This is a genomic window from Dapis hubbardiae BLCC-M172, from assembly GCF_050016015.1.
Classification (GTDB): Bacteria; Cyanobacteriota; Cyanobacteriia; order Cyanobacteriales; family Microcoleaceae; genus Trichodesmium.
This window is the reverse complement of sequence record NZ_JBNHEQ010000126.1, coordinates 1-20776: the sequence shown is the minus strand read 5'-3', so window position 1 is coordinate 20776 and position 20776 is coordinate 1. Positions and strand designations below refer to the sequence as shown.

Genomic DNA, 20776 nt, shown 5'->3' with positions numbered 1-20776 from the left:
TTGGCTTCTGCTGTCGCTTAACCCAACAAAAATTTTTATGGTAGTAGGTTTTTTTAGTTAAGGGAATATATTTTGGTTGAAAAAAACATCAGAATATTAATAGTAGGATTTCTTAACTTTAATACGTCTTGATATATATGTTGGGTTTCGTTGCCTCAACCCAACCTACAAAGACTTCAATGCTTTAATTTACTATACTAGAAGTGCTCCTATTTTACTGCGAATACGACTAAAGCCTTCTGCACATTGATTAAAACAAGTTACGTCAACCCTTACCCATCGACCATCATTAGTACAGATAACATTAAAAACAGTATTATTTCCTTTTTTAAAGCGACTGTTCCAACTAGGAATTTTTTGCATTGCCCCTTGTTGTACTAATCTATCCATTTCTTGTTTAGCATTCTTTTCACAGCTTACGATATCTGTGCTACTCACTTTCCTCCAACCTGTGCTACCTCCATCTCCTGTTCCTGGGTTTACTTCTTTAGGTAAAGAACTAACTATTAAGGCAAAAGCTGTAATACTAACAAATAGTCTAGTTGTAATTGTATTGATTGTCTTTAATATTTGATTACCTCATTTATTTGCTATTTTTACCCTGCAATATTATTTTTACTTTTTTTACCCTGCAATTATCTTTCTCTGATTTTATTTCTTGCTTCAGAAATATAACCGGGAGTTTTATTGATTTTTAAGATATCTTTTCACCTAAGAAACTGTAGAGAATTTTAGGCAGTTAAAAATTTTCTTTTGGGGAATTTAATTCAAAAATTCATCAAAGCCAAATTTGACAATACTGGTATATATTTTTCTACCATTTATAAATTACTTCCTAATTGCCTTAACAGGTTGGGTTAAGAGACAGCGCAACCTGACAAAAACTTCTATGGCAGTAGTTTTTTTTACTTAAGGGAGTAAATTTTGCTTGAAAACTGATTAGGCGATCGCGAAGCGGAAGGAAGTTCTATATCTCTCTCTAATCTCTTTAGTTGAATAAAAAATCATGCTTATAGGCGAGTAACCCCAGTTAAACTTTATTCTATCACAATTTTTGTGAGGATGCCACCTAAAATCCTGCTTTTTTTCAGGAGCTTCACACAATGAAAATATTGGTAATTTTCCACTCAATAGACATCTCCCACGATTCCCTACTCTCTCTTTTCTGAATATTTCTCATAAAAAGAGCGATCAGGAAGCGGAACGGAGTTCTATCCCTTTGCCATGTTTTATCCGTCTTTCAATATTGGTAATTTAACCAGAAAGCTGACAACTGGTAACTGATTAGGCGATCGCGAAGCGGAAGGAAGTTCTATATCTCTCTCTAATCTCTTTAGTTGAATAAAAAATCATGCTTATAGGCGAGTAACCCCAGTTAAACTTTATTCTATCACAATTTTTGTGACGATACAACCAATAATCAAGGATTTTTTTAGGAGCTTCACAAAATGAAAATGTTGGTGATTTTCCACTCAATAGACATCTCCCACCATTCCCTACTCTCTCTTTTCTGAAGATGTCTAATGGAAAGAGCAATATAGGTGCCGCACTTGCTCCGTCAACGCCAAGCGGAAAGGAGTTCTATCCCTTTGCCATGTTTTATCCGTCTTTCAATATTGGTAATTTAACCAGAAAGCTGACAATTGGTAACTGATTAGGCGATCGCGAAGCGGAACGGATTTCTATATCTCTGCTCTTTTATTGAATAAAAAGTCATACTTATAGGCGAATAACTCCAGTTAAATTTTATTCTATCACAATTTTTGTGAGGATGCCACCGATAATCCAGGATTTTTTTCAGGAGCTTCACAAAATGAAAATATTGGTAATTTTCCACCGCGCTCGAAACTTTACTATATAAATAGCCTAGTCATTTTAAGACAAATCTCGTTAGAATATTTTCCCCTGATAGATTGTTGTCTTTTTGAGAATTTCCACAGCCTTATTAGGGCAGAAATATCTACTTATAAATGATAAATATTACAAGCATTTCGGCGTAAAATATCCACAGCTATTTCCTCAGCTTCCTTAACAGTTAAATCTCCATCTTTCACTGATTCATCTAACACTTCTCCCAAAACTTTCCGCCCCCATTTCGCACCTAAATAATATAAATCAGGAATCAAATGAGCATCGGAAGAATACATCAATTTACTAATAGGTGCTAACTCCATTAATTCTCTAACTACACATCTCATTCCAGCCACACTTAAGGAAGGTATTACTAACCCAAAACCTATATAAACATTAGGATAAACTGATGCTAAATAACCAGCTTCACGGGTATAAGGATAAGAAGCATGTAATAAAACAATTGGAGCATTACGAAAGCGATTATCTTCTAATAAAAATCGCAAATGTAGAGGATTTGATAAACGTAAATCTAAGTCTGGGTCGCCAATTCCTGTATGAAATTGTATCGGGATTTTATGTTTTGCAGCTACTTCCAATGTCTGGATTACTAAAAAGTCAATTAAAGGTTTATTATTCAGACGTGGTGGTTTTTCTCCTGTTATTTTTTTAATAGCATTAAATTGAGATTTTGCTAATTCTATATTGACAGGTTGAATCTCTAAACCTGTACGATAAGCTGCAATACTTTTAAAACCGACTACTTCTGGTGGAGGAGGGTCAATTTCTGCTCTAAATCTTTCCCAAAATTCAGCAAAACTATTTACTTGGGGAATGAGATTTTGGGCGAGGTTTTCTATTCTTAATAATCGTTTTACCCCTACAAATTGTTGATGCCATTGCCAAGGTAAAATTTCCTCTGGGAGAAAACCATCATCTAACAAAATTGTGTCAAGGTTGGCAGCATTAAAACAAGTTTTGGTTAAATTTTCTAAGCCTAAATTATCTCGTTTAGCTAATATTTCTGACTCTTGCGGTTCACATTTTAATAAGTCTGCCATATCCCTTAAACTTCGACGATAAAATAGGGTATGACGGGCATGATAATTAATAATATCGGTATGATGAGCTTCAGAAAAAGCAGCAGCATAAGGATAACGAGTGATCGCTTCTGGTTGCAACAAATTATGAGCGTGTTGGTCAATTGCAGAAATATTCCAAAGTTCCATTTTTATTCAAATCAAATGAGACATTATTAAATTCTCAAACTTACTCCATGCTGGGAATTTAACTTCTGACTTCAGCTATATAGAGGAGGTAGTCCGAATAATTTTCCCTTAATTTTTCTCTCCTTGTCTTTGTCTAGTCAAAATTCTAACTTTTTCAGCTTTTTTAACCTAAAAGCTGGCAATTTTTTCGGTTCAAAAAGGCTAAAGTATGACATTGGTGAATAAAGGTATGAAAATAAAAATTGAACAATCTAAAATATTTGTTATTCAATCTTTTAGAGCAAAAAGGTTCAAAAATTTAGCATTTTTTGCTAAATATTTAGAGAAAAATCACTCTTACTATTCTTCCGACTACCTCCTCTAAATTCCCCATTTATCCTGTACGGGTGATTTCGTTTCCTGCGGAATGCTGCGCAAACCGAATGCTGTCGCTTTCCGCGTAATTAGGAGCATTCCGGCACGGAAATCACCCCTACGACTCCTGACTTCTACAACTACTAAAAGACTTTTTCAGCAAGCCCTATTTATTTAGAATTCTTTAATTTAATACCAATTTCATAAAATATTGCTACAGTCACAACACAGGGAATAAGGAATAGGGAAAAGGGGGAAGAAAAAGATAATAAAAAAGAATAAAAAAGGTTTGATTTCCATAATTTATGGAATTTATATTTTTTTTATTGTAGGAATAAATCAAAAATTACGATGTAACTGCCTTTTTTGAAAAGAGTATAATAATTCTGAATTCTCAATTCATTCATTCTACATTCATCAAAAGAAGTTTTATAGTCAACATGAGTAAAAACCGCTATAATTAGGGTTTGCTGAAAAACTATTTTTGCTGGGGTAGGTCGGAGGTCGGAGGTCGGAGGGAGTAGTTAAGAGTTATCGGATATTTTATCCCTTTATTTTTCTGCCATAGTTAGCATTTCGGCCTGACTTTTTCCCCTTGAGCAACTGAAAAGCAGGCACTTTTTTTGCTTCAAAAAGGCTAAAGGATTTACAGATAAAGGCTTTGATAGTTAATCACCAAGCTCTAATTCTTAATTGTTAATTGTTAATTATTAATTATTGAACAATAAGATGCAAAAAAATCTAAGTTTTAGAATCTCTATTGGTAGTTTCTAACAACTTGAGAATTGTTTCTAGATCATCAAATTCCCCAACAATTCTACGGACAGGTAGAGGCGAAATTCTAATCAAAGTAGGCGTAGCAGTAATTAAATCTATTTCAGCCTGTTCCGGATGTTGCAACACATCTATTACCTTTAAAGTATAAGGAAGAGAAAGAGATTTTTCTAATATTTGGTGGAGACTCTGAAGAGTCCGCTCAGTAGCAACATTTTTACCTGATACAAATAACCGGAGAACATAGCCTTCCACTTCTGGTTGTGAATCAATAGTTAAGGTTGAGATTTCCTCTGGAATAGAATCTAGATTTAACTCTTGTCGCTCAAGACACACAACAAGGTCATGATTTTCCCAGAGTTGAGGAAACCTATCGTAATAAGTAGCAATTACCATTGGATTACAAAATTCCTCTGACCATGGAACTGATTGCCAAATCATTTCACCAGTATGAAAAATGGCATTAAGCAATGCTTGATATCTCAAAACTGGGGCATAAGCTTCTGCAAAAACTTGGACTTTCTGAGTGTTAGGGTCTAGCCATTTATCAACAGTTGCAGTGTATCCAGGTATTAAGAAATGGGGTGGTTCAGATAGCCCTAATATTTCTTGTAGCTCTACACATAGGTGTAGATGCCATCGATTTTTTTTGCTTGGGTCTATACAATAAATTAAATCCCCCCCTGGTGTAAACAAGGCGATACCTTTGAATAACTGGGGGAATTCTGGTGTACTTGGCTTCAAGAAAATAAATTTAAGATCGACTGCAAACTTTTGAGTATGAGACTGAAGCTAGTGCAACATTTAACCTTATCAAATCTATTCATCACTGAACATCTCTGATAATAGTATGGCATTACCATAACGGTAAAGGCTGTTCGCCTAGTCTTGCAAAGCTAATCCTTAAAGGAATAGCGCGTTATTACCTTTCTTCTCCTTTGATAATAGAAGAATTGTTTTCACGGATAGTAGTGCTGGTATCCAAGCTAACTTCGCCTGGCAGCTAAAATCTACCGAACTGTTTCCAAAAGGCAATTGTTTACTATACTGTACCAGATTTAGGACTATTTTTGAGATTTTGAACGCTTCCTGCGGAATGCTACGCAAACAAAAATCAAGGAAATGGATAGGTTTAACAAGGTTTTTGGTTAATAGTTGCGTCTCTAGTTTAAGATATCTGCTGAAGTTACCCAAATTTACTACAACCGAAGTTTGACTTTTGTAGACGAGCTTCATATTTTATACAGGACTTCAAGCCTTCAATTTAATTTAATTAGCTTGAGTTTGGGTTGGGTTTGTATTATTTTAGCAAGAACTTAAAAGTTGTCATACTTTCTATCTAGTTTGAGCTAGGGCGTGTCCAAATTTTCCTAATTAGGGCTTGCTGAATAAATCTCAAAGCACTTACAGATAAAGGCTTTAGGCTTTTTCAGAATTTAAAAAGTACAACCCACATTCCGCACCTTAAGTTGTAACATTAAAAGTAGTATAAAAAACGGTAGCCTGATAAGTATTTATACTATATGTATCCTATTCATTGACCTTTCTCAGGAGTCAGATTCTCAGGAAAATATTAAGCATAAATACTCAATTACTTACTCCTATTGACCCCGATAATTGTCTCCTGTCTCCTGTCTCCTATTCTTGATACTATATTTTGTCGTGCAGAATATAAGGTACAAGGTTTTCGGTCTAAAAAGCCTAATAAAGTTATGATTTTAGGCTGACGCGAGGCAGAAAAATCAAGGGATGATTCTTCCGAGACCTCCTCGCTCCCATACCCATTTATCCTGACTCCTGACTCCTGATTCCTACTCCTACAACTCATACTTTTTCAGCAAACCCTAATTATTTAGCTTATATTGTCAATTTACACTTTAGTTGCTCTGGAAAACTTGAAATTGAAAATTTAATAATATTTTTAAATTCTGCCCCGTAGCATTTGAGCCATTTCATTTGGAGAAGGTGACTGATTAATTGCTATTTCTTCAGTGATTCTACCTTCTTGGTAAAGATCGTATAAAGACCTGTTCATGGTAGTCATACCTTCATAAGTATCTTTAAGCATAATTTGGTTAATATCTTCATACTGGTCTTTGAGAATATATTCCTTAATTACATCAGTATTAATTAAGATGTCATGGAAAGCTGCCCGTTTACCATCGGTAGTCTTACAAAGTAACTGAGCAATAATGGCTACCATAATTTCGGAAATAGCCAATTTAATTGCTGGTTGTTCTTCAGCAGAAAACATATCCAGAATACGAGTGATGGTTTTAACCGCACTGTTAGTGTGCAAAGTTCCCATCACCAAGTGTCCTGTGGATGCTGCTTTAATAGCAATTCCCACCGTTTCCTTATCCCGAATTTCCCCCACTAACATCATGTCGGGGTCTTGACGGAGGGCACCTTTGAGAGCGTTAAAGAATTTCAGAGTATGTCTACCTACCTCCCGGTGCTTAATCAAACATTTTCGGCTTTCATGGACAAATTCTACAGGGTCTTCAATAGTGATGATGTGATAAGGAAAAGTATCATTCATAAAATCAATCATCGCTGCCATGGTAGTGGATTTACCAGAACCTGTTGGCCCTGTTACCAAAAGTAATCCTTTATGGTAGTGGCAAACTTTCTTAAAAACTTCTGGCAACCTGAGTTGATCCATCTTGAGAATTGTCGCACCAATGAGTCGTAATACCATTGCTGGGCCAGCGAGGGAATCAAACAAGCTAATCCGTATTCGGACAAAACCTAGGTCAGCCGCACCGTCAAAGTCTAGATTTTCTTGGAATGCCCGAATTTCTTCATCCTTCATAATTTCCCGTAGCCAACTCATAAAAGTGCCTAAGTCGGTCTCTGGATATTCAAGTGGTACTAGGTCGCCACGCTTGCGGAACCTTGGTATTTCGTTTACACCCAGGTGAATATCTGAAATTCCTTCTTGTTCAGCCCGCCGGACAATTTCTGTTAATGGTACTTGTCCGGGTGCAAGTTCTGGACCTGAAGGAGTTGGTGGTTGGGCTGATGCAGTTTCTGTGGGAGGAATCGTTTGTTGAGGAACTGGAGCTGATGCTGGTGGAGGATTAGAAGGTCTTGGAGGAGCTGTTGGTGCTTTTCTTGCTCCTGGAGGAGAGGGGGAAGCAGGTGGACGAGGTGGTAAACCACGGCCTCCTGGCGGTGGTGGAGCAGGGGGACGAGGTGGTGGTGTTTGTGTCATTTCAGTTATCAGTTATCATTTATCAGTTCCTCTGGCTGAAGTCAGAGGGTTGAAATAGTTATGTTTACTTTCTCTTGGTCGATTGGATATGGCATTTAGCGTTCTGCAGAACGCGCGTTTTTCATGTCGCTCCGCGACTTGAATTGCGGATCAGCTATGTAAAAGCGGGAATCTAAATAGGACTTACGCAGAGACACTATATGTAATGTAGCGCCCAAAACTATTGCGAAATAGTTTTTAAACTCTATAAATAAATAGTACCTTTGCGTAATTCCTGCTAAGGTCATGCTCCGTGATGTCGGCGACAGCCGAAGTCCATTTGCGCTAGCATTCCGATAGGAAAGTTGTGGGTTAGCTAAACGTCCGCTTTTCATCCTTTTCAAGGGAAAGCTTAATATCCTATTTTTTGGTCATAGTTACCAATTAATTTGGTCTGAAACTTCGCCTATAAGCGGGCGACTTTCTAATAATAAACAGTTGGATATATAGCTAGTTATCTATTATACTCTCAATCGTAATAGACCTATGGTGAAAAAGATATAGATTTTTTGGAGGAGTAGGGAACAGGGAACAGGGAACGCTTAACTGGCAAAATATTTTCACACAAAAGGCATGAAAATGGATTTTTTCTGGTGACTTTTTCTTTCTTTAGGCGATCTAACTCAAAGGTTTATTTATTTTCTGGAGATGTCTAATACTCAAGGATAAACTCTTTTATGCAAGTGTATAAAATGAAGTTGTGGGGCACAAGATACGAGTCTAATTAACTAGATTCATCCATTAGAACTGATAGATTTGTCCGTAATAGCATTATTAGAGCATGGATAGATAGAGAAATTTTTAGTTGTAATGATGCGTATCTATTAAAAACCCTACACTATTATGTATGTCGCAAATCTGAAGAGTCTCGTCTCCTACCTAACTTAAACTAATGTAATAATATTTTGGGAAATTGGTATTGGAATTATTTTACTGGAGGAATATTTATTGAGTTTTCATAACTACAGTCGATACATTTATAAATCCAGTTTTTTAGTTTTTTCTTCCCTGTTTTGTTACGACAATTAAGGTTGGCTGAAAAAGTCTTTCTTAAGGAGTAGGGGAGTAGGGGGGTGGGGAAGTAATTTTTTTCCCAACTCTTGCTGAAAATACGATCCTTTTTGAGCATTAAGCAGCTCAAAATCTGGTATTTTTAGCAACCTAAAAAGGCTCCAACCTTTATCTGTAAATACTTTGAGAAGTAATCAGCTAGCCCTAATTACTTCTAAGTTGGGAGAGGTTACTTTGGTAGTAACTTTTGATTATTTTTCAATTTCAAGGGTTGCTTTTACATTCCCAAAAATTAATAGCTGTTAACGTAGTTCCGACCTAGGAGGCTAGCTAATAGCTGACGGCTGTTTGCGCAGCATTCCGTAGGAAATGCTTACCATTATTGAGATGTATAATATTTCTCAAAAACCCTTTGATAGTTATCAAGAAATTCATAGCTTTGCTGAATAGGATTTATGATTTTCAAGGCAGTTATGGAACGATAAAGTTGTTTTGAAATTAAGCATTAATCTATAATCAATGGTATTAAACTTGTGATATATATGAGTTTTATATTTATTCAGCTAGCCCTAATTACAGTTTTGTTTGATTTTGAGATTCATGCCATTTCTCAATGTTAAATTTTTGATGATACAGCCATCTTCAGATACTTCTATTCCGTTTCTAATATATGTGTTACGATATTGATTTTGATGTTTAACAGAGTCAGGTTTGTTAAGTTTCAATATGTAATTGTTATTTGATGAATTTTTTTGATTTTGAGTATAGTTTTTTGAGAAAGAAGGATACTCAAAAAATATAGTTAAACATACAGGGATTAAGGCAATAAAACCTAGTTTTTTTAATAATAAAATAGTCATAGCAAGTACCTGGGTTAAATTAATTTAACTAATGTTTGATGTGGGGAAAAGAACTAGAATTTACGGTTGGTAATGGGTAGCAATAGAGGGAACAGAAAATATGCCTTAGTAGTGGATATACAAATAATTTTGCCTGCTTACTTTTGCCTTGATTTTTTTACTTTATACTCAGGTTTGTTGATTAGCAGGCTAAAAATTTTAATTACTTCTAAGTAATAATTAGCCTGAATTTAAAGGAGCGCAAGAAAGTGTTTATTGATATCTAGATAGCCTATCCCTCTTTTAACAAAAGCAAAGGTAGGAATGCTCCAAAAGATGGGCACAGTTCCTAGATAGGTATATAATTTTGTATACAAAACATTCTCTAAAAAAACAGATTATTTTTGATAGACTTTGTTCATAATTTTTGCTTAACTCAATATTTAAAGAGAACACTTAAACAGGTATATAGCCTATTACTTATATATATCAAGTTTAGCTAATCAAATTTCGGATAATAGATATATTTTTGACGGAATATTTAGTATTTTTGTGATTTAGTATCAGATTAAGTCTGGTTAAACAGCCTGAAATAGCGGGATATCTCCCTGCTTTAACAGGTCGCCACACAGTGAGAATTTTAAGGTTTATTCAATTTAAGATAAAATACTTTTCCAAAAGTTTAAGCAAACTTAACTACTCTTCTAAAATTTTAAACAAACTTAACCAAAAATTAATAGCTTGAATAACTGATTAAAAGTTTATTCTTGATATTTGCTTTTGAGGGGCTTGTAGCTTATTAATATATCAGCTAAGTTCTGGAAATTTTTAATCTGATTAAATATTGAAATAATCTCTGACTCCTTTAAATATTTAGTTTAGAGACTTTTTGTAAAAGGAATATTAAAGCCAGGCGTAGGGTGGGGAGGGTGAGGCAACAATAACTATTAATCGTAACCAAAATTTAACTTTCCGCCGTAACCCACCGAAAATTAAGCACTCTAAAACTCTTAATCTTTACTTGACAAACACTCTCTTATAAAGGGGATTTCACGCTATAATTTACTTTAAATATTAAGCACTTTACCGAAAACAAAAATATGTCAGCAAAGTCAAAAGCTACTAATAGTAAATCTCTAATAACTAATGAACAAAAAGAAGCTGCTGAAGCTGAGATTAGGGAAAAGCAAAAACCTGTTGATTATGATACGAAAGAATATCCAGTGGAAGTTATTGTTCAAAAATATATGGAAGGAATAGAAGATGATACTAATGAGTTGTTTATTCCTGATTATCAAAGAGAGATTGCTTGGGATGAAAAAAGGCAGTCAAAATTTATTGAATCTGTGCTTTTAGGATTAGCAATACCATATATATTTGTTGCTGATATTTATGACAAAGAAAATGATTTAGGACGTTTAGAAATAGTAGATGGTACCCAACGTATTCGCAGTTTATATAAATTTTCTAATAATGAACTGACTTTAGTCGGATTAGAAAAACTAAAAAAGCTGAATAATTTCACTTTTGCCGATTTACCACTTGCTCGTCAAAGACGTTTCAATAGAAGTACGATTCGGATGATTCAACTAACAGAAAAAGCAGATGATGAAGTCCGACGAGATATGTTTGAAAGAATTAATACTGGTAGTGTTGTTTTAAACGATATGGAAAAACGTAGAGGAATACAACGCGGACCTTTTCTAGATTTGATTAATAAATTATCAGAAAATTGCAAATTTACAGAGCTATGTCCGTTTTCTGAAGCTCTAATTCGGAGGCGAGAACCTCAAGAATTTGTGTTGCGTTTTTTCGCATATCTAAATAATTATCGGAATTTTGAACTGCAAGTAAATTTATTCCTAAATGATTACTTAGAAGCACACAATAAGGAGGATAATTTTGACCGGAATAAAATGCAGGCAGAATTTGAGTCAATGCTAGATTTTGCAGAAAAGAATTTACCTTATGGATTTAGGAAAGGGGAAAACTCTATAAAAATTCCTAGAATTAGATTTGAGGCAATTTCTGTAGGTATTGCACTTGCTTTAAGAAAAAAGAAAAAATCTCAAACCAAAGTCAATGGAATGGCTAAATTCACCAGAATTTAAAAAACACACTACTTCTGATGCTAGTAACTCCAGACCAAAAGTTATTGGGAGGATTGAATATGTGCGAGACCAACTATTAAGTAAATAATGACAAGTATTTTATTTCAAGATTTTAATGAGCGCTCTAAAGAAGTCGGTAAATATTTTATTTTTCTCAGAAGATAAAAATGGATAAAACAAATATTAATAACATTGAGAAGACGATTATAGATGTATCTCTAGATATTATTAACTTTGGTAAGCCAGAGAAACGATTTTCTGGAAACATTGATGCTCTCTTGATTAAAGAGACAGCAAAAAAATATTGATTTTCTGCTCAAACAGATTATGCGAAAACAAGTGATGGTAGTGATTTATTAATAGTTAAGAATAACAAAAATGATTTAGCACATGGCATTAAATCTTTTGCCGAAGTCGGAAAGGATAAAAGTGCTGATGAACTGATAAAAATTAAAAAGAAAGTAGTAAAATATCTAAGGCAGATTCTCGAAAATATTCAAATGTATATAGATAATCAGGAATATTTAGACTCAACAAATACTCCCTAATTTATTTCCTGAATATGATTGAGAATACTTTTTGCCACAACCTCACCTAACTTGACAGGAACTGCATTCCCTATTAAACGCCCTATATGACTGAAAACAAATGATTCAGTGGGAGGAAAAAATTGGTATTTTTCAGGAAAAGTTTGTAATAATGCCGCTTCTCTGAGAGATATTGCCCTATCTTGTTCGGGATGTCCAAATCGACCATTGCCAAAACCAAAGCACTGAGTCGTTATAGTTGGACTTGGACTATCCCATTCCATCCTACCGTAAACCGATGGATATGACTTACCACTCTTCTTAGGTATGGCATTTAGCAATCAAATCTTCTGGCCAGTCTCGCCACGTTCCCCCTGGTTTAGAAGCACGAATACGACGCAGATTAAGTGCTGAAAGTTTGCTACATTGATGGAGTGGGTCACTTTTAGATGATTGACCTGCCTTCAGAGGTTCAAGGTGATAAATAGTATCTCGTACAGTTTTGTAATTATGGCGATCGCTTGTTGGAGGAATTAAATCTATATTGCCAAACTGGGAAGCAAAAAATACTAACCTTCTACGAGTTTGAGGTATACCGTAGTCTTGACAGTTAACCCGATAAAATGTGACAAAATATTTTAACTTTTTGAGTTTAGTAATAAATTCCTCAAAAACTTGATGTTGTTGTAACTGTGGTACATTTTCCATAGTCACAATATCAGGCATACATTCTTTGACAAAGCGAGCAAAATGATAGACCCGACGTTGTAATGCTCGACCTCTGACATTTTTAATTATTTTGCCTTGCTTAATAACAGCAGAGCCAACTCGTTCTTTTACACGGTCAAACGGCAAAACCAAATGTGCAGTATAGAGAGTGAACTTTGCAGACTGAACCGCAATTCCTGCATATTTTTTGCCAGGGTCGCAACCAACTGTGATTTTTTGAGTTTCACGACCTGATGGTTCGGCAACTAATCGGACATAATACAAACCTGCATCGTTCACAAGTTCTGTAGCTTTTCCTTGTTTTACCCAACGACGTGCCCGTGATGCCTTCGTCGGCATTGCAGGTGAGCCATCAGGATTTTGAACTGGTACTCTAATCATGGAGATAATCCTATTAGAAATAGTTGTGAGTCCCTAAGACCACCAACAACGTTGTGTCTCGCAATGACGCGATGCCTTCACCCAAGAAGACCAACAAATAGTCCAGGCTAGGGAAATACCTAGAGGTGTTATCGCTTTTGGCTTATTAGTCTAGCCAACTCTTAGTTAGACGTTGGGCCGTCCAAGCTGCATGGCTTCAGCCCGCAGAAGTTGACTGTAAATCAGTAATTTAAGCTGTTTAAAACCTAAAACCTTCTTTCATTACTCTCGTCAACGACTAGGAAATTTTGATGATAACTGATAACTGTATTTACTCTCGCCAACGGCCAGAACGAAGAATACTAATAATTAACCATAATCCTAGAAAACTTGCTACTGCAAATAATGCTTCACTTAACAAAGATAACTTACTACTTTGAGAACCCGCAGTTACAATAGCAGCACCAATAATTAAGGAACCTACAACCACACTAAAAGATAATCTATTAGCCGACTTATCTACACTACGACGCAAAGGTTCAATATCTTTTAGAGTCAAATTCCACTTCAATGTTTCGGAAGTAAGTCTATCTAAAAATAAGTCTAGTTGACGAGGCGACTCTAAAGATAAATTCTTTACATCAATAGCTGTTCTTAATAAAGTTTGTACCGGGTCATCCCCTAATAATTGCCTGCGAAATAAATCAGTCATTAATGGTTTAATCTCATCCAAAAGATTAATTTGAGGATAAAAACTACGAGCGACTCCTTCTAAATTTGCTAAAGTTTTGGAAAATAAACCTAAATTACTCGGTAATTTAATTTTGTTGTTACGACACAATTGTAAAATGTCATAAAATACTTCAGAAAAGTTAATTTCAGTTAAGCTAAGATTGTAATATTTTCGCAGCATTTTGCTGTAGTCATTTTCTAACTTGGCTAAGTTTGACCGTTGAGCAACTTCTGCCATTTCTAAAGTTAGCTGAGTACATCTTTTAGCATCTAAATCAACTATTGCTAATAATAATTCTGTTAAATTCTGTTGACTGCGAGGATCGAGGCGACCAACCATTCCACAGTCTAGTAGAGCAACCCTTCCATCTTCCAAATAAAATATATTGCCTGGATGGGGGTCGGCGTGAAAAAAACCGTTAATATAAAATTGTTGAAAGAAAGCACGACATAATAAGGTGGAGAGTGCTTGCTTTTCTGAATTTATATCGCCATTGTAGTTAGTACCTTTAACTTTTGCTGATAAAATTGGTTTACCATTTAGCCATTCGAGAACTAAAAGCTTCGGAGTGGTTAGCTCCCAATATACTTTTGGAAGCATAATTTGCTTCGGGTCAAACCATTTACTTTTAGATAGGTTGCGACGTAGTTCGTCAGTATAACCAGCTTCTTTGGTAAAATCAAGTTCGGCTCGCAAGGCTACAGCAAATTCTTCAGCGAGAGAAAGGATATCGTAGTCTTTGCCAAATTCTGTAAATGAAACTAACTCACCTAAACCTTTGAGCAAGGCAATATCTTTATCAACTATTTTATCAATACCGGGACGTTGAACTTTGAGAGCTACTTCCGTACCATCTTTTAAAGTAGCTTTATAAGTTTGAGCAATAGAACCTGCTGCTACACACTCAGTATTAATATAGCTAAATATTTCTTCTAGAGGTTGGGAGAGTTGTTGACGAATTAAAATTTCTACCTCAGACCAAGATATTGGTGGTACATCTGCCTGCAAACTTGACAGGGTATCGATATAGTCTGCTGGCAATAGGTCTGGACGGGTACTCAGTAGCTGACCGAGTTTTACATATACTGGGCCTAAATCTATAAAAATATTGCGCAGAACTGCTGGTGTTGGTAAGTCTGGTTCACCAGTTTTGCCTCCTGTGAGGAGAGTTCTCATATAGTCCCAACCGTTGCGGAGGACAATTTCGACTATTTCTGCTTGACGAGAGCTAGTTACTGCAAGGCTAGATAACACTTGGCCTCCCTATAATACGGTTGATGTTTGCTTCAGGTTTAGGGACAATTTGATTGTCTCTACATATATTTAGGATAGCGGAGTAAGGGAGTGGGGGAGTGGGGGAGTGGGGGAGTATGTAGGGACGTTGCATGCAACGTCCCTACGGGAGTAACTTTTTTGCCCTTGTCTACTTAAAATGCTAACTTTTTGAGCATTTTCAACTGAAAACCTAGCACTTTTTTCGACCTAAAAAGGCTAAAGCATTTACAGATCAAGGCTTTGATCTTTAATCAGCAAACCCTAATTAAATCAACAGAACTTACGCAAAGGTACTATATTATGTGGTCTGGTGCGTAAGTCCTAATCAATTGAAAGATATAGAATCAACAATTTCATCCCCCTATTCCCTATTCCCTATTCCCTATTCCCTGACTTCTGCAAGAAGTCTTATGACTTTTGACCTGAAAAATAGTATCTGTTGCAACAGAAATAAAACTAGAAATTTGGCAAGTTTCCTCTTTACATAATGCCAAAAATTTTTTATATTTATTTTAGAATTGATTTAAGATAACAATGGGTAATATAGAATCTATAGCAATTGAACGGTTTCAGTCTCAGAGTCCTATAAGCTTAGACAGTTGTCAGTTAAAACGTGAGTTAGTTGGCTCTAGGGTAGTAATGGTCATTGACTGTCCATCTACAGATAAGTGCCATGAGTTGTGGCGCGATCGCTACCTATTAATGCGTCGGTGTTTAGATTTATGGTTAGCTAATCAAATTGTTATTAGTTATAAAGGACATCCTTACGGTCGTACTCCGATGCGACAGCCTTTGGTATAGGATAAATTTGGAATTTTTGGTATGGCAATCCTAGCTTAAGTCTTAATAGTTAAGGCTAACCAAAATGAGTATATCAACAACTAAATTTAGGATTGCTGTATCTGTAATTAATTAAATAATTGCTTTTAATTTTAAGATAGCTTCATTGAGTTTCCTGATGCTAATTTTGTTTAGTTAACTCCTGAAGTAATCTGTTGCGAATTCTGATGTGAAGGATTTCTACTATTAGTCATTTGTTGAGTATAAGTTGCTTGTTGTTTAGAGTTTAAGACAATTTTTTGACTTTTATTGATTGTGCAATATCTACAAAAATTTGTGCGATACTTTCAGTAAATTGAGTTATTTGTTCTAGATATTTTGTTCCTCATCCTGTGACTAAAGTCAAAGGAAGTAAATTGATATTTTTCCTGATAAAAATTGTGTGATAACTCAGAATATAATTTTGAATATTTTGTGTGAATTTTGCAATTAAACTCTGATTTATAGAAATAATTTGAGTAGTTACTTCTGGATAATAGTCTTTTGGAAGGGTTATATCATTACCTAATTCAAAACCCCAAGAGTGTAAAAATAAACTTGAAGCTAATATACATTTTCAACAACTTCGTTATTTTTTATATAAGAAAAAAAGAGTTAGTTAGGAAATAGACTGATTATCAATCGAATACAAGGAAATTTTTTGCCACTTTTGCCTGTCTCCTGCTATAGTAGGAAAGCCTATTTATTGCACTTTTTAAATCTTGAATAGTTCTCAAAACTCTGATTGATCAGAGTTGAAATTTATTCAGCAAACTATAATTAGTTATAAAAAATTAATTACAAAGACTCTAAATCTGAAAAGCCAGTATTGTAAAAATTACAGGTAATAAAATTAGATAATTAATTTAGTAGTCCTAAAATACTAAGGATAAAAGGTATTAGAACTATTCACCATTCCCCACTTCCTACTCGTACTTATCATAACTTTGTTACGATTACTATTAATTGTGCCTAGGTACTTATTCAAATTTATGCTTGCTAGATAATAATTTCAGGTATATTCTAAATAGTAAAGAGTAAACAGGAATAACTGTGTCTAAATTACTCTGAACAGTCAAAGTAGACGTATAAAATTTATCTATGTCAGAAATAGCTCAAGCAACAAAACCTATTCAAAAAATTTTATTTGGTAGTCCTGGTACAGGTAAAAGTTATAAAGTACGGGAGATAGCAAATAATTCCTTACAAATTCAATGGAATGAGCAAACAAAATCTTTGGAAAATACAATTAAAACTGTCTTTCATCCTGAGTATACATATTCAGATTTTCTGGGAAAATTATTGCCACAAACTACGGCAGGTGGTTCTGTAATTTATAAATTTTATCCCGGTCATTTTATCCAAGTATTAGGGTTAGCATATAAATATTTAATTGATGGTAGTAACCAAAATGTACTTTTGGTAATTGATGAATTAAACCGAGGAAATGCTGCTGCTATTTTTGGTCCGATTTTTCAATTATTAGATAGAGAAGTAGATAATTGGTCAACTTATGATGTGAATTTATCAGAGTTAGAAATAGTCGCTTTGTTACGAGCGATGGGATATGATGCTCAAACAACTGATAAGAAGATACAGGTGGATGATTCTGCTTTTAATGTTTTTTACAATAACACAAAAAGAGACCTAAAAATGAATAACCAAGATGGTTTACGAGTATTGGAAAATTTGAAAACTCAGAGAATTTCTATTCCCAGAAATTTGTCAATTATTGCTACGATTAATACTTCGGATGAGTCTATATATTATTTGGATAGTGCTTTTAAAAGAAGGTGGGATTGGGAATATGTGGATGTACCTGGTTATGGAAATGAAAAAACTAAGGATATAGCGATCGAAGGTAGGGAAGAAAAATGGTTGGATTTTGTGAATAAGTTAAATGATTTTATTAAGGTTAATCATCAAGTAATTCGGCGCATTGAAGATAAACAAATTGGTGTTTGGTTTTTGAAGTGTGAGAATAATTTAGTTACTAAAGAATCGATAGAAAATAAGTTAATGTTTTATTTGTGGGATAGTGTATTCCCTAGAGATAGAAGACCTTTAGAAAATTTGTTGTCGAAGGGCGATCGTCAAAGTATTAAGTTAATTACTTATTCTGACTTTGTTGCTTTATCTGATGATTTTATTGATGGGATTATTTCTTGTCAGTGGTTAAATTTTTAAATCACTTCTTTTGAATATTAGTAGTCCGTAGGGGTTTGGTCTCCAAACCCTTTTTCAAGGTACAGAATTGTTTGAGGAATTTACTTGTTGGTGTTTCACTTTAGTTTAATTTTGCCTATTTACTTACCTCAATATTTCGCCAAAAATATCCTAATTTATTGAGAGCTTGCTGAAAAAGTCTTTTTAAGGAGTAGGGGAGCGGGGAAGTAGGGGAGTAGAGAGTAGTATAGAGGAGATAGTCAGATATATTTGTCCCTTGATTTTTCTGCTATTATTCTGCCCAAAATCCTAACTTTTTGAGAGTTTTCAACTTAAAATCAGGCACTTTTTTCAACAAAAAAAGCCTAAAGCTTTTATCTGTCAAGATTTTGAAATTTATTCAGCAAACCCTATTTATTTAGATAACTACTGAGGATATTAATTCCACAATTTTACAACAGCCAATATAGTTTTAAAGACAATTTGTCAATGATAAATTTTGGAGAATTAAAACTAAGAGTCAATGAAAAATATTCGTTTGTGGGAATCGAAAAAAAGGAGAATAGCTTAATTTTTCATCTGCCAAAAGGATTTGATGAAAATCACCATTCACTTGATAATTTTGATTTCAAGAGAGATTTCTTTTTCAAACTTTATAGAGTTATGAAAATAACTTATCAACTCTACCTTGAAAAAGGATATTTGAATCAGAATATTCAGACTAATGACCGTGATGGTGTGATTAAAAAAGAAGAAGGTCAAGAGGTTAATATTGATGATGATCGAGAAAGTATTTTATATTCTAAATTCGATGCACTAGATAGCATTTTGGAGGTTTATAATGAATTAAAAATCCTTAGTCTTGTATCTCGTCTTGGTAAATCAGAAACTATAGACTATAGTAAACTTCATCGCTATTTGCACAGAGCTATTTTCTTAAATAATGATGTTATTTATATTGACTCGATGGATATGCCACGTCAGCAAATGTGTTATGAATCATCTGATATTGTGGCTATGTATTGTTATATTTTCAATGAGATTAAGCAACAATTAGATGAAACTGTTAATCCTGAAATTAGAGGTTGATCTGAGAGATTTCTGCAAAAGTATATTGGATATGAGGGAAGTTTATTCAGCGAATTGTACTATGAGCAAGTGATTGATTTATTGAAAGATGCTTTAGAAGAAATTGATAACTATACGCCGATAAAAGATGTAGATTATTGGGATTTTTATGATGCCATAGAAAATTTTTTATATGGTGAAATAAATAATTCATCTGAGGGGTTTGTTTGGGGGTTTGACAATTTCCACAGTATTTGGGAGTCTATGTGTTTAACTTTTTTAGTGAAAAATACACCGAAAAATAGGATAATTTATCTGGATGAGAGATACGTTGCTTCAAAAATAGCTGGTAAGATTAACGATAAAAATAATCAAATAATTGACACTTCAGATTTGTTTAAAGTAAAAGGTAGTCAGCTTTTTCCAGATGCAGTTATTATCTCAGATAATATAAATAAATCTGACTCTATATCATCTTTAGATGAACAAGAGATTATACTTAGAATAAATAATTGGAATGACTATAATTACTATACTACTTTTACTTTTGAAAACGAATATAAAGAAGTTAAAATTGCTTATATTAATCAACTTCAACTACCTATGAACTTTGACAAATGTAACTATAAGGGTTATCACACTTATAGTGAACTAGCTAAGTTTTTTGAACATTCCGAAAATTCCATACTAATTGATTCTTGTTTGCCAGATAATTTTTATTCTTATTGGGAAATAACTGATAATTTAGATGATTATCAAATTAACATGATGGAAAAATTGAATCATGTATTTGTTGTAGCATTGGAAAAAAAATTATACAGTACTAGCGATTTTTATGAATACTTTAGTAATCTTGGCGGGGTGTTTATAGCGTCGTTATTCAGAGATTTGTCTTTGGAACAAATCTATAAATTTTTTATCCCATTCTGGCAAAATTACCGAACTTTAAAAATAATAGACGTTAAATACTCAAACTTTGACTATTATCTGAACCGAGAAAACAAAGAAGAAATTAAAACTAGAAGTATTAGAAAACAATTCGTCTATGAATATTTGATTCAAAAGCATCTCACAAATATCAACAGTTACCTCAAAAACTTGAGTATAAACAGTGAATTTTTTCTCCCAGTCTATCCCCAAGAATCTACACTTAAAGATGGACCTGAATATATGGATGATTATGTAAAATTAAGAGGTATTAATATTATGACTGTAATTGATAGCTATATTCAGACAACTTAATCTCAATTCTTGAATAAGTTGCCCGGAGATATGATGAATAGTAGAAATCCTAAAAATGAGATTTATAACCAGAGTAGTCAAAGTAAAAATGGTAAAAATACTACTGTGGAAAGTTTAGAAAATAATCATGGAGAAAGTTGGCAAGTTGGCGATCGGGTGATGCACGAAAATTTTGGCTTAGGTCAGGTGACAAATATTTTTGGTGAGGGGAGGAAACAGAGTTTAGGTATCAAGTTTGGTAAGAGTAAAAAAATTATTGACCCTAAAATTGCACCAATGGAAAAATTGGAATAATTGGAATAATTAGATAGAGTTTACTGAAGTAAAGCCTAATTTTTATTCTTTTTGGATATAGTCGATACTTCTATTGCGTATGTCGCAATAGGAATTTTTGCTTACTCTAAGATGTAGGTATTTACTTCTATTGCGTAT

15 protein-coding genes and 1 pseudogene are annotated in these 20776 nt (G+C 34.2%); 8 read left to right on the top strand and 8 right to left on the bottom strand.

Going from position 1 to position 20776, the window contains the following annotated elements; all coding sequences use genetic code 11:
• Positions 1–192 precede the first annotated feature (192 nt).
• The 5 genes from ACP6PK_RS11260 to ACP6PK_RS11240 all read right to left on the bottom strand — a co-directional run bounded on the left by ACP6PK_RS11260 (position 193) and on the right by ACP6PK_RS11240 (position 9200).
• On the bottom strand, positions 193–438 hold the full coding sequence (locus ACP6PK_RS11260; protein WP_426559684.1) for a hypothetical protein: 246 nt from the start codon (positions 436–438) through the stop codon (positions 193–195).
• 1526 nt (positions 439–1964) lie between these two features.
• Positions 1965–3080 carry an amidohydrolase family protein gene (locus ACP6PK_RS11255; protein WP_426559683.1) on the bottom strand — a complete coding sequence of 372 codons (1116 nt, stop codon included), beginning with the start codon at positions 3078–3080 and terminating at the stop codon, positions 1965–1967.
• 1095 nt (positions 3081–4175) lie between these two features.
• The gene (locus tag ACP6PK_RS11250; RefSeq protein ID WP_426559682.1) at positions 4176–4904 is read right to left on the bottom strand and encodes a circadian clock KaiB family protein; all 729 of its coding nucleotides are present in this window, start codon (positions 4902–4904) and stop codon (positions 4176–4178) included.
• 1225 nt (positions 4905–6129) lie between these two features.
• The gene (locus tag ACP6PK_RS11245; RefSeq protein WP_426559681.1) at positions 6130–7425 is read right to left on the bottom strand and encodes a type IV pilus twitching motility protein PilT; all 1296 of its coding nucleotides are present in this window, start codon (positions 7423–7425) and stop codon (positions 6130–6132) included.
• Positions 7426–9044: 1619 nt separating this feature from the next.
• On the bottom strand, positions 9045–9200 hold the full coding sequence (locus tag ACP6PK_RS11240) for a hypothetical protein (RefSeq protein WP_426559680.1): 156 nt from the start codon (positions 9198–9200) through the stop codon (positions 9045–9047).
• A 1214-nt stretch (positions 9201–10414) separates the two neighbouring features.
• On the opposite strand from ACP6PK_RS11240, the gene ACP6PK_RS11235 reads away from it, so the two are divergent.
• The 3 genes and pseudogenes from ACP6PK_RS11235 to ACP6PK_RS11225 all read left to right on the top strand — a co-directional run.
• Positions 10415–11425: a DUF262 domain-containing protein gene (locus tag ACP6PK_RS11235; protein WP_426559679.1), complete on the top strand. Its 1011-nt coding sequence runs from the start codon at positions 10415–10417 to the stop codon at positions 11423–11425.
• 167 nt (positions 11426–11592) lie between these two features.
• Positions 11593–11733 (top strand): hypothetical protein, encoded by a 141-nt coding sequence (locus ACP6PK_RS11230; protein ID WP_426559678.1) that lies wholly within the window; start codon positions 11593–11595, stop codon positions 11731–11733.
• A gap of 15 nt (positions 11734–11748) precedes the next feature.
• A pseudogene (locus ACP6PK_RS11225) lies at positions 11749–11973 on the top strand (MAE_28990/MAE_18760 family HEPN-like nuclease); the annotation flags it as partial.
• Here ACP6PK_RS11225 and ACP6PK_RS11220 read toward each other — a convergent pair.
• The 3 genes from ACP6PK_RS11220 to ACP6PK_RS11210 form a co-directional block, all read right to left on the bottom strand.
• A complete protein-coding gene (locus ACP6PK_RS11220; protein ID WP_426559677.1) occupies positions 11970–12293 on the bottom strand; it encodes a DNA cytosine methyltransferase in 324 nt (107 codons plus the stop codon). The pseudogene ACP6PK_RS11225 and the gene ACP6PK_RS11220 sit on opposite strands and share 4 nt — an antisense overlap.
• A complete protein-coding gene (locus ACP6PK_RS11215) occupies positions 12274–13062 on the bottom strand; it encodes an RRXRR domain-containing protein (RefSeq protein ID WP_426559676.1) in 789 nt (262 codons plus the stop codon). The genes ACP6PK_RS11220 and ACP6PK_RS11215 overlap by 20 nt, the downstream gene beginning before the upstream one ends.
• Before the next feature lie 310 nt (positions 13063–13372).
• Positions 13373–15028: an ABC1 kinase family protein gene (locus ACP6PK_RS11210; protein ID WP_426559675.1), complete on the bottom strand. Its 1656-nt coding sequence runs from the start codon at positions 15026–15028 to the stop codon at positions 13373–13375.
• Positions 15029–15583: 555 nt separating this feature from the next.
• Between ACP6PK_RS11210 and ACP6PK_RS11205 the strand changes: the two genes are divergently transcribed.
• The 5 genes from ACP6PK_RS11205 to ACP6PK_RS11185 all read left to right on the top strand — a co-directional run bounded on the left by ACP6PK_RS11205 (position 15584) and on the right by ACP6PK_RS11185 (position 20638).
• On the top strand, positions 15584–15850 hold the full coding sequence (locus tag ACP6PK_RS11205; protein WP_426559674.1) for a hypothetical protein: 267 nt from the start codon (positions 15584–15586) through the stop codon (positions 15848–15850).
• Between the two features lie 1119 nt (positions 15851–16969).
• Positions 16970–18055, top strand: a complete 1086-nt coding sequence (locus tag ACP6PK_RS11200; RefSeq protein WP_426559673.1) for a restriction endonuclease — start codon at positions 16970–16972, stop codon at positions 18053–18055.
• A 468-nt stretch (positions 18056–18523) separates the two neighbouring features.
• On the top strand, positions 18524–19123 hold the full coding sequence (locus ACP6PK_RS11195) for a hypothetical protein (RefSeq protein ID WP_426559672.1): 600 nt from the start codon (positions 18524–18526) through the stop codon (positions 19121–19123).
• A gap of 81 nt (positions 19124–19204) precedes the next feature.
• Entirely contained in the window at positions 19205–20344 is a 1140-nt protein-coding gene (locus tag ACP6PK_RS11190; protein ID WP_426559671.1) for a hypothetical protein, read from the top strand.
• Positions 20345–20374: 30 nt separating this feature from the next.
• Entirely contained in the window at positions 20375–20638 is a 264-nt protein-coding gene (locus ACP6PK_RS11185) for a hypothetical protein (protein ID WP_426559670.1), read from the top strand.
• The last annotated feature ends 138 nt before the right edge of the window (positions 20639–20776 follow it).

Bases quoted from the DNA above. Each gene is read 5' to 3' on its own strand.
- ACP6PK_RS11255 (WP_426559683.1), bottom strand. From the start codon at position 3,080: ATGGAACTTTGGAATATTTCTGCAATTGACCAACACGCTCATAATTTG.
- ACP6PK_RS11245 (WP_426559681.1), bottom strand. From the start codon at position 7,425: ATGACACAAACACCACCACCTCGTCCCCCTGCTCCACCACCGCCAGGA.
- ACP6PK_RS11235 (WP_426559679.1), top strand. From the start codon at position 10,415: ATGTCAGCAAAGTCAAAAGCTACTAATAGTAAATCTCTAATAACTAAT.
- ACP6PK_RS11230 (WP_426559678.1), top strand. From the start codon at position 11,593: ATGGATAAAACAAATATTAATAACATTGAGAAGACGATTATAGATGTA.
- ACP6PK_RS11215 (WP_426559676.1), bottom strand. From the start codon at position 13,062: ATGATTAGAGTACCAGTTCAAAATCCTGATGGCTCACCTGCAATGCCG.
- ACP6PK_RS11205 (WP_426559674.1), top strand. From the start codon at position 15,584: ATGGGTAATATAGAATCTATAGCAATTGAACGGTTTCAGTCTCAGAGT.
- ACP6PK_RS11200 (WP_426559673.1), top strand. From the start codon at position 16,970: ATGTCAGAAATAGCTCAAGCAACAAAACCTATTCAAAAAATTTTATTT.
- ACP6PK_RS11195 (WP_426559672.1), top strand. From the start codon at position 18,524: ATGATAAATTTTGGAGAATTAAAACTAAGAGTCAATGAAAAATATTCG.
- ACP6PK_RS11185 (WP_426559670.1), top strand. From the start codon at position 20,375: ATGATGAATAGTAGAAATCCTAAAAATGAGATTTATAACCAGAGTAGT.